The following is a 13,741-nucleotide window of genomic DNA, read 5'->3' as shown; positions in this document are numbered from 1 at the left end:
CCCTCGTGTCACTGCAAGCGCATCAGGACTTCTTGGCCTGGCGTCCGAAGTAGTGGTTGTAGGCCATCTTGAAATCGACCGAGTAGTCGTTCTGCCATTGGCCCGCGCGCTCGGCGAAGGCGCGCTGCGAATCGAGCACCTTCTTGAACATCGGGTTCTCGGCGGACTTCTTGGCGATGGTCTTGTCCCACGAGGCGAGCTGCGCGCGCAGCACGGCGTCGGGCGTCTTGTAGAACTTGATGCCGCTCTTCTTGAGCTCTTCGTAGTCCTTGGAGTTGCGGTCGATGGCCTTCCAGCTCATGTCGGCGCTGGCGGCCTGCGTGGCGTACTCGATGATCGACTTGAGCTCGGGCGGCAGCGCCTTGAGCTTGGAGCCGTTGAACAGCACCTCGAACTGCTCGCCGCACTGGTGAAAGCTCTGCAGCATGCAGGTCTTGGCCACGTCGGGAAAGCCCAGCACGCGGTCGCTGGAGGCATTGTTGAACTCGGCCGCATCGATCAGGCCGCGGTCCAGCGCGGGCACGATCTCGCCGCCGGGCAGCGGGTTCACCGCCGCGCCCATGTCGGTGAACACGTCGACCGCCAGGCCCACGGTGCGGAACTTCAGGCCCTTCATGTCTTCGACCTTGGACACCGGCTTCTTGAACCAGCCCAGCGGCTGCGTGGGCATGGGGCCGTAGAGGTAGGAGGCCACGTCCAGGTTGAGGCTTTTGTAGATCTCGTCCATCAGCGCCCTGCCGCCGCCGTAGGTGTGCCAGGCCAGGATCATGTTGGCGTCCATGCCGTAGCCCGGGCCCGAACCCCACAGCGCGAGCGCCGAGTTCTTGCCGTACCAGTACGCCACCACGCCGTGGCCGCCGTCCAGCGTGCCCTTGGCCACAGCGTCCAGCAGCTGGAAGGCGGGCACCACCGAGCCGGCGGGCAGCACTTCGATCTTCAGTCGGTTGCCGGCCATGTCGTTCACCTTCTTGGCGAAGTCGGTGGCGTACTCGTGGAAGATGTCCTTGGCCGGCCAGGTGCTCTGGAAGCGCAGCGACGTGGTCTGGGCCATGCTGACCATCGGCGCCGACATGGCGCCTGCGGCAACGGCTGCACCCTTCAGAAGGCTGCGGCGGCGGGGTGATTTGCTGTCTGTCATGTGTCTCTCTCCATCCAAGTTCTGACCGAATAAACCCTGCCCGCCTTCTTGGAGTTATGTTCTGCAGGCCAAGCCCCCATCTTTGGCGCGCGCGAAAACGTGACAAACAGGGTTTTCACGAACTGGTGAAAAATTCCATCATCCGGCGAGCCGCCGGCTCCGAAGTAAAGACGAGCCGCCTCCGAACTAACCCTATTGATTGAAGGAAGCAAAGCAATGACTGAACCCATTGGTGAAAAAGGCTACGCGGGCGACGTGACCCCCGAGCAAGCTGCGCAATGGCAGGCCAGCGGCGAGGCGGTGCTGGTCGACGTGCGCACCGATGCGGAGCGCGAATGGGTCGGCTACGTGCCCGGCGCCGTGCCCCTGGCGTGGAAGCAATGGCCCGGGATGGCGATGAATCCGGCGTTCGACGACGGCGTGCGCGCCGCCGGGGAAGGCGGGAAGAAGCTGGTGCTGCTGTGCCGCAGCGGTGTGCGCTCCATCGCGGCCGCCAAGCGGGCCACCGAACTGGGGCTGGAGGCCTACAACATCCTCGAAGGCTTCGAGGGGAATCCGGACGAGCAAGGGCACCGGGGGCAGACCGGCGGCTGGCGCAAGCGCGGGTTGCCCTGGAAGCAGAACTGAATCCGCGTCTGCTACGAGGCCGAAGGCCTTGGGTCTGCGCTGTTCGACCGCGCTCGCAGCGCCTCCAGCAGATTCATGGCGGGGTCAGGAGATCGGGTCGATGGGCTCGGAGCCACCTTTCGGCGTTGGCCAGCAATTTCGTGGCTTGGTCAACGCAGCCCCGCAGCGTGGCGGTGGAAACCGGGTCACCTTCATAGTCGCTCACATTGCGTTGCCGACGCAGTGCATCGAGCACGATGATGTCCGGCTGCGCCACACCCATCGTGAGGCCCAGGCTCTGGATGGCCGTCTGGTGGTGGCCGGGTTGGCTGGTGGATGTGCGGTAGCCGTTGGCCCACAAAGCCAGCATCGCGCATTGCATGATGCATTTGTAGGCCGCATCGAATCGGTTGTCGGTGCTGAGTTGTGCAATATGCGCGTCGGCCAGATTTCGCCGCGCCGCCTGAAAGCAATTTGGCGATGCCCGCGGCGTCAGGCTGGTGGGCCTGCAGCCGCCCGATCGCCAGCAAGTTCTGCAAGCTCATCGGCGCCTCCCTTCACAAGCAATTTTGGTTTGGCCAGTATGTCGCGCGCGAACGCATCGCCACTGCGCGCACGCTGCGCGAACTCTTCAGGCGTATAGAGCACCGTGTTCACCTCTCGGCCCAGTGCCGCATGCAGAGGAAACACCGCCTGTGCCAGCGTCATGAAATCCACGCTGCCCAGCACCAGCAGGTCCACATCGCTGCCCGGCGAGGGCGTGCCGCGCGCCACCGAGCCAAACACCAGCGCCAACCTGATCTGCGCGTCCAGCGGCGCCAGTGCTTCACGCACGGCAGGCACCACGCCATGCGTCTTGCGAAACAGCGCCGCCAGATCGTCGAACAGAGGATGGCGCGTGTTGACGTTGTAGCGCACCTGATTGCCTTGTTCGCTGCGTAACAGCAGGCCGGTGCGTGCCAGCTTGTCCACCTCGCGCGCCAGCGTGCCCGCGTGGCTGTCGGTGAGGCGCGCAAGCTCCCTTAGATGAAAGGCCGATTGCGGCTGCAGCAGCAACACCGCCAGCGCACGCTGCCGCGCGGCGGGGAACAGGAGGTCCATCAGGGAAGAGTCGTTGCTCATTAGGCGACGATTGTTGCTAATAAGGCGACATTCGGCAAGGCCACTGCGCGCCATGCTCGAAGAGCGGAACAGGCGACGGCGAGCGATCGCGCACAAAAACAAAAGGCCCACGGGCAAGCCGTGAGCCTTTTCTTGACGAGGCGCGGGAGATCAGTTCAGCGCCGGAATCCGCAGCTTCTGCCCCGGATAGATCTTGTCCGGATGCGACAGCATCGGCTTGTTGGCCTCGAAGATCGCGTTGTACTTGTTGGCGTCGCCGTAGTACTTCTTCGAGATGGCCGAGAGCGTATCGCCCTTGACCACGTCGTGGAACTGCGCGGGCGGCGCGGCGGGTGCGACCAGGTTGTTGTCCACGCTGGTCACGTTGGCCACGTTGCCCGCGGCGAGCGCGGCCTTTTCGCTGGCTTCCTGCGAAGGCGCCTGGCCCGCGAGTGTGACCACGCCGCTGCTGGCCGTGTAGGTCACCTCGAGCCCGGTGAGGCCGAGGTTCTGCGTCTCGATGTAGGTCTTGATGGCGGCTGCGGCCGCCGTGTTCGCGTCGGGCGTGGCCGCCTGGGCCGACGAACCGCCGAACAGTTTTTCACCGGCTTCCTTGATGAAACTGAGCAATCCCATGGTGTTCTCCTTGTGCCGTGGTGGATGGAATTTTCGAATGTAGCGGTGGACCACCGCAGGGCAGCGTAGGCCCATGCCGCGTATGCGACGCACGCGCCAGCAGGAATAACAACAAAGTCGCAATAATCCCGCGCATGGCCTCCCCCTTCCTCGCAATCGACATCGGCAACACCCGCCTCAAATGGGCGCTCTACGACGGGGCGCATCCGGGCGCCGCGTTGCAGGCCTCGGGCGCGGAGTTTCTGGACCACATCGAACGCCTCGCCGACGGCCCCTGGGCCGACCTGCCCGCCCCCGAGTCCATGCTGGGCTGCGTGGTGGCCGGCGACACCCTGCGGCGCCGCGCCGAAGAGCAGATCGTGGAGCGCTTCGACTGCACGCCGCGCTGGGTGGTGGCCAGCGCGGGCGAGGCGGGCATCGTCAACGGCTACGACCACCCCACGCGCCTGGGCGCCGACCGCTTCGTGGCGATGATCGGCGCGCGCCACCGCATGCTCGCGCAAGGGCCGGCGCGGCCGATGGTGGTGGTGCTGATCGGCACGGCAGTGACGGTGGAGGCCATCGATGCCGACGGCAAATTCCTGGGCGGACTGATCCTGCCGGGCCACGGCATCATGCTGCGCGCGCTCGAATCGGGCACCGCGGGGCTGCACGTGCCCACCGGCGAGGTGCGCGAATTTCCCACCAACACCAGCGATGCGCTCACCAGCGGCGGCACCTACGCCATCGCGGGTGCGGTCGAGCGCATGGTGCAGCACGTGCGCTCGCACTGCGGCGAGGAGCCGGCCTGCTTCATGACCGGCGGCGCGGGCTGGAAGATGGCGCCCGTGATGAACGGGCACTTCGAACTGGTCGAGAGCCTGATCATGGACGGCCTGCTTGTCATCGCTCGCGAGCGCGCCGCCGTTTGACGAACTGCAGAAGAATCAGGGCCGCGCGATCAGCGCCTCGGCCACCGCCTGGAATGCCGGCAGCGTGAGCGGATCGTTCCCTGCATTCGCCGCCACCGGGTGCGCGGCGTAGCGCACGATCACCATCTCCGCCTTCGGATCGACGTAGATGCTCTGGCCGTGGATGCCGCGCGCCATGTACGCGCCATGCGGGTTGTTCGACACCCACCACATGTTGCGGTACGACCAGCCCGGCAGCAGCGCATAGCCGGCCTTGGCAAACTTGGCGGGGTCGCCGCCGCGCTGGATGTCTTCGACCACGGCCTTCGGAATGGCCTGCTGCCCGTTGGGCGCGCGCCCGCCGTTGCGCATGGTTTCGCCGAAGCGCGCGAGGTCGCGCAGCACCGTGTTCAGACCGCCGCCGCCCGACTCGGTGCCGATGCGGTCGACCATGAAATACGCGTCCTGCTCGGCGCCGATGCGGCGCCAGATCTTCTCGCTCAGCAGGTCGGCGAGCGACTGGTTGCTCGCGCGGCGAAGGATCCACGCGAGCACCTCGGCGTTCACCGTCTTGTAGGCGAAGGCGGCGTCGTGCGCGCCTTCCTTTTTCAGCGTGACGAGGAATTCGTAGAACGACTTGGGGCCGGTGTAGTTCGGCCCTTGCGTCAACATGCCACCGGCGCGCGCGTAGTCCCAGATTTCGGCCTTCGGGTCGGCGTAGTTTTCCGAGTAGTGCACGCCGATGGTCATGTCCATCACCTGGCGCACGGTGGCGTCGCCATACGCAGTGTCCTTGAGCTCGGGCAGGTACTTCGTCACCGGCGCCGACGGATCGATCTTGCCTTCGTCCGCGAGGATGGCGGCGAGCGTACCGACGAACGACTTGGTCACCGACATCGCGATGTGCGGCCGCTCGGGCGTGAGCGCGCCGAAGTACTTTTCGTAGACCACCTTGCCGCGGTGCATCACCAGGATGCCGTCGGTGTAGGTGCGCGGGATCATCTGGGCGAAGGTCACGGTCTCTTCACTGCCTGCACTTCCAAGAGGCTTGAAGGTGACCGCTTCGATGTCGTTGCGCGGTGCCGAAGGCAGCGGGCTCGCCGCACCGCTGCCGCGCCACACGTTGGCCGTGGGCACCGTCTCGCGCACATGCGAGAAGCTCCAGCGCGTGCGCGGAAACACGCCGCCGGCCGGGTTGTCGAAGGTGATCTGCTTGTCGGGCGGGGGCGGAAAGCCCTTCATCCATCCGAGCGCATCGACAGAGGTGGCCGCGGGATCGGGCAGCGCGGCGGGCGCGGGCGTCTGTGCAATGGAGGTGTTCACGGCAAACAGTGTCGAGGCGGCGACAAGCGCCGTGCGTTGGAAAAAAGACATGGGTTGCAAGGCTCCGGATGAATTCATCAATGACCGCTGAAGCGAGCGGGACGGCGCTCGATGAAGGAGCGCACACCCTCGGCCGCGTCCTCACTGTTCGAGAGCCGCTTCTGCGTTTCGATGAATTCCGACACCGCCGCGAGCGGCCCGTGTTCGACGGCCTTGATCACGTTGAGCCGCGTGGCCACGACCGCGAGCGGCGCCTGTGCCGCGATGCGCTGCGCAATGGCCAGCGCCGCATCGAGCTCCTGCCCGGCCGGCACCACCTTCTGCACGAAGTTCAAGCGGTACGCCTCGGCGCTGTCGAACTCGTCGGCGGTGAGCAGGTGCAGCATCGCATTGCCCACGCCCGCGCGCTCGGCCATGCGCAGCGTGGCGCCGCCCGTGGCCATGATGCCGCGCTGCACTTCCATTTGCGAGAAGCGGCAGTTGTCGGCGGCCACCACGATGTCCGCACCCAGCATCAGCTCGATGCCGACCGTGAAGCAGATGCCCTTGACGGCCACCACCATCGGCTTGGTGCGGCGGCGGTAGTCGGGCAGGCCGAAGTCGTGCGGTTCCACCAAGCCGGCGGGAATCGCCTTCTCGCCACGCTTCATGTACTCGGTAACCGCCGGCAGATCGAGGCCCGCCGTGAAGTGGTCGCCGAAGGCATGCAGCACGCCCACGCGCAGGGTCGGGTCGTCGTCCAGCCGGGTGTAGGCCTCGGCCAGCTGCTTGAACATCGGCGGCGTCCAGCCGTTGCGCTTGGCGGGGCGGTTGATGCCGATCAGCAGCACATGGTCGAGCACCTGGGTGTCGATGCAGCCTTCTGCGGGCGGGGAAGTGGGCGTGGCGGTCATTGGTTTTTGTCTCCGAGTTGTTCTTGTCGTGGGGCTCAGTAGGTGTACACGCCGCGGCCGGTCTTGCGGCCCAACTGGCCCGCGGCGACCATTTCCTTGAGCAGCGGGCAGGGGCGGTACTTGGAGTCGCCGAACTGGTCCAGGTACACCTCCATCACGGCCAGGCACACATCCAGGCCGATCATGTCGGCCAGCGCCAGCGGGCCGATGGGCTGGTTGCAGCCCAGCTTCATGCCGGCGTCGATGTCTTCGGCGGTGGCGATGCCTTCGGACAGCACGAAGAAAGCCTCGTTGATCATCGGCACCAGGATGCGGTTGACCACGAAGCCCGGCGCGTTCTTCACCGTGATCGGCGACTTGCCCAGCGCGACGGCCAGTTCCTTCACCGCATCGTGCGTGGCGTCGCTCGTGAGATAGCCGCGGATCAGCTCCACCAGCGCCATCATCGGCACCGGGTTGAAGAAGTGCATGCCGATGAAGCGGTCGGGGCGCGAGGTGGCGGCCGCCAGTTGCGTGATCGAGATCGACGAAGTGTTCGAGGCAATGATCACTTCGGGCGCCAGCAGCTCGTCGACCTGCTTGAGGATCTTGAGCTTGAGCGCATGGTTCTCGGTGGCCGCCTCGATGACCAGCTGCGCGCCCTTCAGGTCCTCGTAATTGGTCGAGCCCTTGATCAGCGCGAGCGCCGCGGCTTTCTGCTCGGCCGTGAGCTTTTCTTTCTTGATGAGGCGGTCGAGGCTGCCCGAGATGGTGGCCAGGCCCTTGTCGACGGCCGCCTGGGCGATGTCGACCATCACCACGTTGACACCGGACACCGCGCAGGCCTGCGCAATGCCATTGCCCATCGTTCCGGCGCCGATGATGCCGACGGTCTTGATCGTCATGAGAAAACTCCTTGGAAGTGCAAAACAGAAAGGGGGAGCGGGTGGGGCGCCAGGCCGCCACCGCGGCAGGACATTGATTGTGAAGCAGCCCCGCCAAGCGGCCGTTCCCGCGTGCGACACCTGCGGCGCACGGGTGGCTTACAGTGCGGCGGTTGCTTTTCTTCCTTCTTTCCAGCATCGACCATGACCACCCTCGGTACCCCTCTTTCCCCCTCCGCCACCCGCGTGATGCTGCTCGGCTCCGGCGAACTCGGCAAGGAAGTGCTGATCGCCCTGCAGCGCCTCGGCGTCGAGACCATCGCGGTGGACCGCTACGAGAACGCGCCCGGCCAGCAGGTGGCGCACCACGCGCGCACCATCACCATGAGCGACCCCGCGCAGCTCAAGGCGCTGATCGAGGCCGAGAAACCGATGCTCGTGGTGCCGGAGATCGAGGCCATCGCCACGCCGATGCTTCAGGAGCTCGAAGACGCGGGCGTGGTGCGTGTGATTCCCACGGCCCGCGCCGCCCGCCTCACGATGGACCGCGAAGGCATCCGCCGCCTGGCCGCCGAGACACTGGGCGTGCCCACCAGCCCCTACAAGTTCTGCGACTCGCTGGCCGAGCTGCAGGCGGCCATCGACGAAGGCATCGGTTATCCGTGCATCGTCAAGCCCGTGATGAGCAGCTCCGGCAAGGGCCAGAGCAAGATCGACGGCCCCGCCGACGTGCAGAAGGCCTGGGACTACGCCATGGCCGGAGGACGCGTGAGCCATGGCCGCGTGATCGTCGAAGGCTTCATCGATTTCGACTACGAGATCACGCTGCTGACTGTGCGCGCCAGGGACGCGGCTGGCGCGGTTGAAACGAAGTTCTGCGACCCCATCGGCCATGTGCAGGTGAGCGGCGACTATGTCGAAAGCTGGCAGCCGCACCCCATGGCCCCCGCCGCGCTGCAGAAGGCGCAGCAGATCGCCCATGCCGTCACGGCGGATCTGGGCGGCCAGGGCCTCTTCGGCGTCGAGCTGTTCGTGAAGGGCGACGAGGTCTGGTTCAGCGAAGTGAGCCCGCGTCCGCACGACACCGGCATGGTCACCATGGCCACGCAGTGGCAGAACGAGTTCGAGCTGCATGCGCGCGCCATCCTCGGCCTGCCGGTGGACACCTCGCTCAAGAGCCCGGGCGCGAGCGCGGTGATCTACGGCGGCGTCGACGCCACCGGCATCGCCTTCGACGGCGTGGCCGAGGCGCTGCAGGTGCCCGGCAGCGACATCCGCCTGTTCGGCAAGCCCGAGAGCTTCGCCAAGCGCCGCATGGGCGTGGCGCTGGTGCACGCGGCCGACACCGACACGGCGCGCAAGCTGGCGAAGGAAGCCGCCTCGCGCGTGAAGCCGCGCAGGGCCTGAGCCTTCTGAGGGTGAACCCGGGTGCAACGCCCGGGTAGCCAGTTTCCGCAAGCCGCGTTGCAATGACGCGGGCATCGTGCGTGAAGATCGAGCAACACCACTCGACCCTTCCGGAGACCCCATGCTGCATCCCCAGGCGCGCGCCTTGCTCGACTTCATCGAGGCACGCGGCATTCCGCCGACCCACACGCTCTCGCCCGCCGATGCGCGGGCCTTCTACCGCGAGCGCCGCGACGCCACGCAGCCGCTGCCCGCGGAAGTGGCCGAGGTGCGCGACCTTGCCGCGGACGGCCCGCACGGCACCATCCCGGTGCGGCTGTACCGGCCGCTCGGTTCGGGCGCCGGCCCGCTGCCCGTGCTGGTGTACTTCCATGGCGGCGGCTGGGTCATCGGCGACCTCGACACGCACGACGTGCTGTGCCGCGAACTGGCCAACGGCGCGGGCTGCGCGGTGGTCGCGGTCGACTACCGCATGGGCCCCGAGCACCGCTTTCCCGCCGCCGTCGACGATGTGCTTGCCGCCACGCGCTGGGTGCGCCGCGAGGCCGCGACGCTGGGGCTCGATGCGGGCCGCCTGGCCGTGGGCGGCGACAGCGCCGGCGGCAACCTCGCGGCGGTGGTGGCGATAGCGGCGCGCGATGCGGGCGACCTGCCCATCGCCTTCCAGTTGCTGATCTACCCGGCCACCGACATGCGCCGCGGCCACCCCTCGCACCAGGCGAACGGGCAGGGGTACCTGCTGACCAGCGACACGATGACGTACTTCCATGACCACTACATCGACGATGCGAAGCACGACCTCGACTGGCGCGCCTCGCCGCTGCTGCACACCGATCTGTCGAAGCTGCCGCCCGCCCTGGTGATCACCGCAGGGTACGACCCGCTGCGCGATGAGGGACTGGCCTACGCAGAGGCGCTCACCGCCGCCGGCAACCGCGCGGACTACGTCTGCTTCGAGCGGCAGATCCATGGCTTCATCACCATGGGCAAGGTGCTCGACGAGGCCGGCACGGCGGTCGCGCTTTGCGCCACCGAGTTGCGTCGCGCCTTCGCGGCAGCCTAGGGAAAGTCCCCGCGCAAATGCATGCCGCGTCCACGGTCCGCGCCGCTACGATCCAGCCACCGCGACGCCGCCAGCAGGCCGGCAGTCCAGACCCGATGCAGGAGACAAACACCATGCAGCGAGCGATTGATGCACCCCCGGAAACCGGTGGTGCACGGCAAGGCGAACGCCTCATGTGGCTGACGCCGCAGCGCGTGTTCTACGCCGGCCTGCTCGGTGCGGCGGCGGAGCGCACGATGGGCGGGCACGGCGTGTACGTGTCGCCCGCGGGTGTGCCGCCGATCCGCATCCGCATCGGCGGCGGTGCCTGGCAGACCGGCGAGCTCATCGTGGTGCCGCCGCAGGTGCCGCACCATGTCGAGAGCCGGCATCCGCTGATCTTCAACCTGCTCGTCGAATCGGAATCGGTGGACCCCGCGCGGCTGCCGGACTTCATGCAGCACTGCGGCACGGTCGATGCTCCCGCCTTCGTGCGGCGCGTGCGCGACGCCCATGCGCATTTGCTGGCCGCTTCGGGCCGCGGCACGGACTTCGACGGCTTCGATTTCGATGCGCTCTTCTTCGGCGAGGCTCTCGCACCGCGCGCGCTCGATGCGCGCATCCGCAAGGTCATCGACGCCCTGGTCGCCGACCCGGCCGCGCCCACCTCGGCCGAGGACTGCGCGGCCTCGGTGCACCTGTCGTTCTCGCGCTTCCTGCATCTGTTCAAGCAGGAAACCGGCATGGCGTTTCGCGCCTTCCGGGCCTGGAAGCGCGCACGCAGTCTGCTGCGCTATGTGCGCCAGACCACCACGCTCACCGACATCGCGCTGGACACCGGCTACCCCGACTCCACGCACTTCAGCCATTCGATCCGACAGGTGTATGGCCTCAAGCCCAGCGACATCCTGGCCGGCTCCCGCCGCCTCGCGCTGCACGACGCGGCCGGCGGCTTCCGGCACTAGGCACACAGAGGCCGCATGCAGATCCTTCAACTCCTGCTGTCGGGCATTGCGCAAGGTTGCATCTACGGCCTGATCGCGCTGGGCTTCGTGCTGATCTACAAGGCCACCGAAACCGTGAGCTTCGCGCAGGGCGACCTGATGATGCTCGGCGCCTTCGGCGCGTTCGCGGGCATGTCGCTCTTCGGCATGCCGTTCTGGCTGGCGGCCCTTCTCGCGGTGGTGGCGATGGCGGCCTTCGGCGTGCTGCTGGAGCTGGTGGTGATCCGCCCGATTCTCGGCCAGCCGCAGTTCTCCATCGTGATGCTGACCATCGGCATCGCCTACGTGGCGCGCGGCGTCATCACCATGGTGCCGGACATCGGCACCGACACCCACACGCTGGCCGTGCCCTACAAGGACCAGATCTGGAAGCTGGGCGGGCTGGTGGTCAACCTGGAGCAGCTCGCGATCATCATCGCCACGGCGATCCTGTGCGGCCTGCTGTTTGCCATGTTCCGCTACAGCAAGCTGGGCATCGCGATGCAGGCCTCGTCGCAGAACCAGCTGGCGGCCTACTACATGGGCATTCCGGTCAAGCGGCTCAACGGGCTGGTGTGGGGGCTGGCGGCGGCGGTCGCGGCCATTGCCGGCATGCTGCTCGCGCCCATCACTTTTGTGCACGCGAACATGGGCTTCATCGGGCTCAAGGCCTTTCCGGCGGCGGTGGTGGGCGGCTTCGGCAGCCTGCCGGGCGCGATCGTCGGCGGGCTGGTGATCGGCATCGTCGAATCGTTCGCCGGTTTCTATCTGCCAGATGGTTTCAAGGACACGGCGCCGTACATCGTGGTGCTGCTGATGCTGATGATCAAGCCCAACGGTCTCTTTGGCGAAAAGCTGCGCAAGAAAGTCTGAACGTTCATGCGCTACATCTTCAAGACCAGTTACGACCAGGACATCCGCCTTGCCCGGCACGGCGGCCATGTGTTCTGGTACGGCCTGCTCATCGCGTTCCTCATCGCCGCGCCATGGGTGATCGAAGAGTACTGGCTCGCGCAACTCACCTTCGTGCTGATCTACGGCATCGTCGGTTTGGGCCTGATGCTGCTGGCCGGCTTCACGGGGCAGTTCTCCATCGGGCATGCGGCGTTTCTGGGAACTGGGGCTTACGCACAGGGCGTGCTGACGAATCTCGGTGTGCCTTTTCCCCTGGCGCTGATCGCCTCGGCGGCGCTGTCGGCGGCGGTGGGCGTGGTGGTCGCGTTGCCGGCGCTGCGCGTGAAGGGCATCTACCTGGGCATCGCAACGCTGTCGTTCGGCTTCATCGTCGAGGAAGTGTTTGCGCGCTGGGAGAGCGTCACCGGCGGCAACGCAGGGCTGCATGTGAAGTCGCCGCAGCTCTTCGGCTGGTCGTTGGGTTCGGGCGACGGTTTCTACTTTCTGTGCCTGGTGGTGGCGGTGCTCAGCACGCTGGGCATCCTGAACCTGCTGCGTTCGCCGACGGGGCGCGCTTTCGTCGCGATCCGCGATTCGGAAATCTCGGCGCAGAGCATGGGCATTCATCTGGCGCGCTACAAGACCATGTCGTTCGCGATCTCGGCCGCGCTCGCGGGGCTGGGCGGCGCGCTGTATGCGCACAAGCTGAGCTTCATTTCACCGGACCAGTTCAACATCCTGCAATCGATCGACCTGCTGCTGATGGTGGTGATCGGCGGACTGGGTTCAGTGCATGGCGCGTTCCTGGGCGCGATCTTCCTCATCGCGATGCCGCAGCTCATTTCGATGGGCAAGGACTGGCTGCCCGCGGTCATCGGCCAGGCGCCCGGCCTGCAGGGGCTGGTGTACGGCGTGGTGCTGATTGCGTTCGTGCTCTTCGAGCCGCTGGGGCTCTATGGCCGGTGGCTCAAGATCAGGACGTATCTCCAACTCTTTCCGTTCTACCGCAAGGGCTTGTTCAAGCGGCAGAAGTCTTTCACCAAATCGGACCGGCTGAGATGAGCGGCAGCAACAGCGGCGACATCCTCCTGTCGGCCAAGGACCTGAGCGTGCGCTTCGGCGGCGTGCTCGCGGTCAACAAGGTGAGCTTCGATGTGCGGCGCGGCGAGGTGTTCACGCTCATCGGCCCGAACGGCGCGGGCAAGACGACGGTGTTCAACCTGATCAGCCGCATCTACACGCCGACCACCGGCGAGATCACATGGCACGGCGAGGCCGCCGGCCCGCTCGCCCTGACGCAGCAGGCGCCGCACGCGATTGCCGCGTTGGGCATCGCACGCACATTTCAGAACATCGAACTCTTCGAGCATGCGACCGTGTTGCACAACCTGCTGATCGGTCGTCACACGCATCGGCAGACAGGGTTCTGGAGCGAAGTGTTCTTCACGCCCGCCACGCGACGAGCCGAGATCGCGGCGCGCGAGAAGGCCGAGCAGGTGATCGAGCTGCTCGATCTGCAGCATCACCGCGATTCGATGGTGGCAGGCCTGCCCTATGGCGTGCGCAAGGTGGTGGAGCTGGCGCGTGCGCTGTGCACCGAGCCCAAGCTGCTGCTGCTCGATGAGCCGTCGTCGGGACTCAACGTCGAAGAGACGGCGGACATGGCGTTCTGGATCCAGGACATCCAGCATGAGCTGGGCGTGTCGCTGCTGATGGTGGAGCACGACATGTCTTTGGTGTCGAAGGTGTCGGACCGCGTGCTCGCAATGAACATGGGCGAAGTGCTGGCCACCGGTACGCCGCGCGAGGTGCAGGCAGATGAGCGCGTGATCGAGGCCTACCTCGGAACCGTGGACGACGTGAGCAGCTTGAGGAGGGTGGCGGTGTGAATGTCCTGTTCGCTACCTTTGGGGGGGCGCCCGGTGTGCGGTGCGGGGCGGGCGCCCCCACTGTGCCGGCCGCTTC

At 66.5% G+C, this 13,741-nt stretch carries 15 protein-coding genes; 8 read left to right on the top strand and 7 right to left on the bottom strand.

The window, feature by feature from the left end; all coding sequences use genetic code 11:
- Window positions 1–22: 22 nt before the first annotated feature.
- Window positions 23–1,138 (bottom strand): TRAP transporter substrate-binding protein, encoded by a 1,116-nt coding sequence (locus tag ABIC90_RS25715; RefSeq protein WP_354359278.1) that lies wholly within the window; start codon window positions 1,136–1,138, stop codon window positions 23–25.
- Between the two features lie 216 nt (window positions 1,139–1,354).
- Between ABIC90_RS25715 and ABIC90_RS25710 the strand changes: the two genes are divergently transcribed.
- Complete coding sequence (locus tag ABIC90_RS25710; RefSeq protein WP_354359276.1) at window positions 1,355–1,765, top strand: rhodanese-like domain-containing protein; 411 nt, start codon at window positions 1,355–1,357, stop codon at window positions 1,763–1,765.
- A 73-nt stretch (window positions 1,766–1,838) separates the two neighbouring features.
- Here ABIC90_RS25710 and ABIC90_RS25705 read toward each other — a convergent pair whose 3' ends face one another.
- The 3 genes from ABIC90_RS25705 to lysM all read right to left on the bottom strand — a co-directional run bounded on the left by ABIC90_RS25705 (window position 1,839) and on the right by lysM (window position 3,481).
- On the bottom strand, window positions 1,839–2,126 hold the full coding sequence (locus tag ABIC90_RS25705; protein ID WP_354359274.1) for a hypothetical protein: 288 nt from the start codon (window positions 2,124–2,126) through the stop codon (window positions 1,839–1,841).
- Window positions 2,127–2,236: 110 nt separating this feature from the next.
- Window positions 2,237–2,845, bottom strand: a complete 609-nt coding sequence (locus tag ABIC90_RS25700) for a nucleotidyltransferase domain-containing protein (protein ID WP_354359272.1) — start codon at window positions 2,843–2,845, stop codon at window positions 2,237–2,239.
- A gap of 171 nt (window positions 2,846–3,016) precedes the next feature.
- Window positions 3,017–3,481: a peptidoglycan-binding protein LysM gene (gene lysM / locus ABIC90_RS25695; protein WP_354359270.1), complete on the bottom strand. Its 465-nt coding sequence runs from the start codon at window positions 3,479–3,481 to the stop codon at window positions 3,017–3,019.
- Window positions 3,482–3,615: 134 nt separating this feature from the next.
- Here lysM and ABIC90_RS25690 point away from each other — a divergent pair, with 134 nt between their 5' ends.
- On the top strand, window positions 3,616–4,392 hold the full coding sequence (locus tag ABIC90_RS25690) for a type III pantothenate kinase (RefSeq protein ID WP_354359268.1): 777 nt from the start codon (window positions 3,616–3,618) through the stop codon (window positions 4,390–4,392).
- A 15-nt stretch (window positions 4,393–4,407) separates the two neighbouring features.
- On the opposite strand, the gene ABIC90_RS25685 is transcribed toward ABIC90_RS25690, so the two are convergent.
- The 3 genes from ABIC90_RS25685 to ABIC90_RS25675 are packed head-to-tail and all read right to left on the bottom strand — an operon-like array spanning window position 4,408 to window position 7,471.
- Complete coding sequence (locus ABIC90_RS25685) at window positions 4,408–5,745, bottom strand: serine hydrolase domain-containing protein (RefSeq protein ID WP_354359266.1); 1,338 nt, start codon at window positions 5,743–5,745, stop codon at window positions 4,408–4,410.
- 26 nt (window positions 5,746–5,771) lie between these two features.
- A complete protein-coding gene (locus ABIC90_RS25680) occupies window positions 5,772–6,587 on the bottom strand; it encodes a crotonase/enoyl-CoA hydratase family protein (RefSeq protein WP_354359264.1) in 816 nt (271 codons plus the stop codon).
- Between the two features lie 35 nt (window positions 6,588–6,622).
- Window positions 6,623–7,471 carry a 3-hydroxybutyryl-CoA dehydrogenase gene (locus ABIC90_RS25675; RefSeq protein WP_354359262.1) on the bottom strand — a complete coding sequence of 283 codons (849 nt, stop codon included), beginning with the start codon at window positions 7,469–7,471 and terminating at the stop codon, window positions 6,623–6,625.
- Between the two features lie 183 nt (window positions 7,472–7,654).
- Here ABIC90_RS25675 and purT point away from each other — a divergent pair, with 183 nt between their 5' ends.
- From purT to ABIC90_RS25645, 6 genes are all read left to right on the top strand, one after another.
- Window positions 7,655–8,857 (top strand): formate-dependent phosphoribosylglycinamide formyltransferase, encoded by a 1,203-nt coding sequence (gene purT / locus ABIC90_RS25670; RefSeq protein WP_354359260.1) that lies wholly within the window; start codon window positions 7,655–7,657, stop codon window positions 8,855–8,857.
- 121 nt (window positions 8,858–8,978) lie between these two features.
- Window positions 8,979–9,920 carry an alpha/beta hydrolase gene (locus ABIC90_RS25665; RefSeq protein ID WP_354359258.1) on the top strand — a complete coding sequence of 314 codons (942 nt, stop codon included), beginning with the start codon at window positions 8,979–8,981 and terminating at the stop codon, window positions 9,918–9,920.
- Window positions 9,921–10,033: 113 nt separating this feature from the next.
- Complete coding sequence (locus tag ABIC90_RS25660; RefSeq protein ID WP_354359256.1) at window positions 10,034–10,864, top strand: helix-turn-helix domain-containing protein; 831 nt, start codon at window positions 10,034–10,036, stop codon at window positions 10,862–10,864.
- A gap of 15 nt (window positions 10,865–10,879) precedes the next feature.
- The gene (locus tag ABIC90_RS25655; protein ID WP_354359254.1) at window positions 10,880–11,755 is read left to right on the top strand and encodes a branched-chain amino acid ABC transporter permease; all 876 of its coding nucleotides are present in this window, start codon (window positions 10,880–10,882) and stop codon (window positions 11,753–11,755) included.
- Between the two features lie 6 nt (window positions 11,756–11,761).
- Window positions 11,762–12,838 (top strand): branched-chain amino acid ABC transporter permease, encoded by a 1,077-nt coding sequence (locus ABIC90_RS25650; RefSeq protein ID WP_354359252.1) that lies wholly within the window; start codon window positions 11,762–11,764, stop codon window positions 12,836–12,838.
- Complete coding sequence (locus tag ABIC90_RS25645) at window positions 12,835–13,665, top strand: ABC transporter ATP-binding protein (RefSeq protein WP_354359250.1); 831 nt, start codon at window positions 12,835–12,837, stop codon at window positions 13,663–13,665. Before ABIC90_RS25650 ends, ABIC90_RS25645 begins: the two co-directional genes overlap by 4 nt.
- Window positions 13,666–13,741: the final 76 nt, after the last annotated feature.

The organism is Variovorax boronicumulans (genome assembly GCF_040544675.1).
Taxonomy (GTDB): Bacteria; Pseudomonadota; Gammaproteobacteria; order Burkholderiales; family Burkholderiaceae_C; genus Variovorax; species Variovorax boronicumulans_D.
This window is presented reverse-complemented; position numbering and strand designations above follow the sequence as displayed.

Excerpts from the sequence above, each read along its gene's own strand:
- ABIC90_RS25715 (WP_354359278.1), bottom strand. The coding sequence starts at position 1,138 with ATGACAGACAGCAAATCACCCCGCCGCCGCAGCCTTCTGAAGGGTGCA.
- ABIC90_RS25710 (WP_354359276.1), top strand. The coding sequence starts at position 1,355 with ATGACTGAACCCATTGGTGAAAAAGGCTACGCGGGCGACGTGACCCCC.
- ABIC90_RS25705 (WP_354359274.1), bottom strand. The coding sequence starts at position 2,126 with ATGCAATGCGCGATGCTGGCTTTGTGGGCCAACGGCTACCGCACATCC.
- ABIC90_RS25700 (WP_354359272.1), bottom strand. The coding sequence starts at position 2,845 with ATGGACCTCCTGTTCCCCGCCGCGCGGCAGCGTGCGCTGGCGGTGTTG.
- lysM (WP_354359270.1), bottom strand. The coding sequence starts at position 3,481 with ATGGGATTGCTCAGTTTCATCAAGGAAGCCGGTGAAAAACTGTTCGGC.
- ABIC90_RS25690 (WP_354359268.1), top strand. The coding sequence starts at position 3,616 with ATGGCCTCCCCCTTCCTCGCAATCGACATCGGCAACACCCGCCTCAAA.
- ABIC90_RS25685 (WP_354359266.1), bottom strand. The coding sequence starts at position 5,745 with ATGTCTTTTTTCCAACGCACGGCGCTTGTCGCCGCCTCGACACTGTTT.
- ABIC90_RS25680 (WP_354359264.1), bottom strand. The coding sequence starts at position 6,587 with ATGACCGCCACGCCCACTTCCCCGCCCGCAGAAGGCTGCATCGACACC.
- ABIC90_RS25675 (WP_354359262.1), bottom strand. The coding sequence starts at position 7,471 with ATGACGATCAAGACCGTCGGCATCATCGGCGCCGGAACGATGGGCAAT.
- purT (WP_354359260.1), top strand. The coding sequence starts at position 7,655 with ATGACCACCCTCGGTACCCCTCTTTCCCCCTCCGCCACCCGCGTGATG.
- ABIC90_RS25665 (WP_354359258.1), top strand. The coding sequence starts at position 8,979 with ATGCTGCATCCCCAGGCGCGCGCCTTGCTCGACTTCATCGAGGCACGC.
- ABIC90_RS25660 (WP_354359256.1), top strand. The coding sequence starts at position 10,034 with ATGCAGCGAGCGATTGATGCACCCCCGGAAACCGGTGGTGCACGGCAA.
- ABIC90_RS25655 (WP_354359254.1), top strand. The coding sequence starts at position 10,880 with ATGCAGATCCTTCAACTCCTGCTGTCGGGCATTGCGCAAGGTTGCATC.
- ABIC90_RS25650 (WP_354359252.1), top strand. The coding sequence starts at position 11,762 with ATGCGCTACATCTTCAAGACCAGTTACGACCAGGACATCCGCCTTGCC.
- ABIC90_RS25645 (WP_354359250.1), top strand. The coding sequence starts at position 12,835 with ATGAGCGGCAGCAACAGCGGCGACATCCTCCTGTCGGCCAAGGACCTG.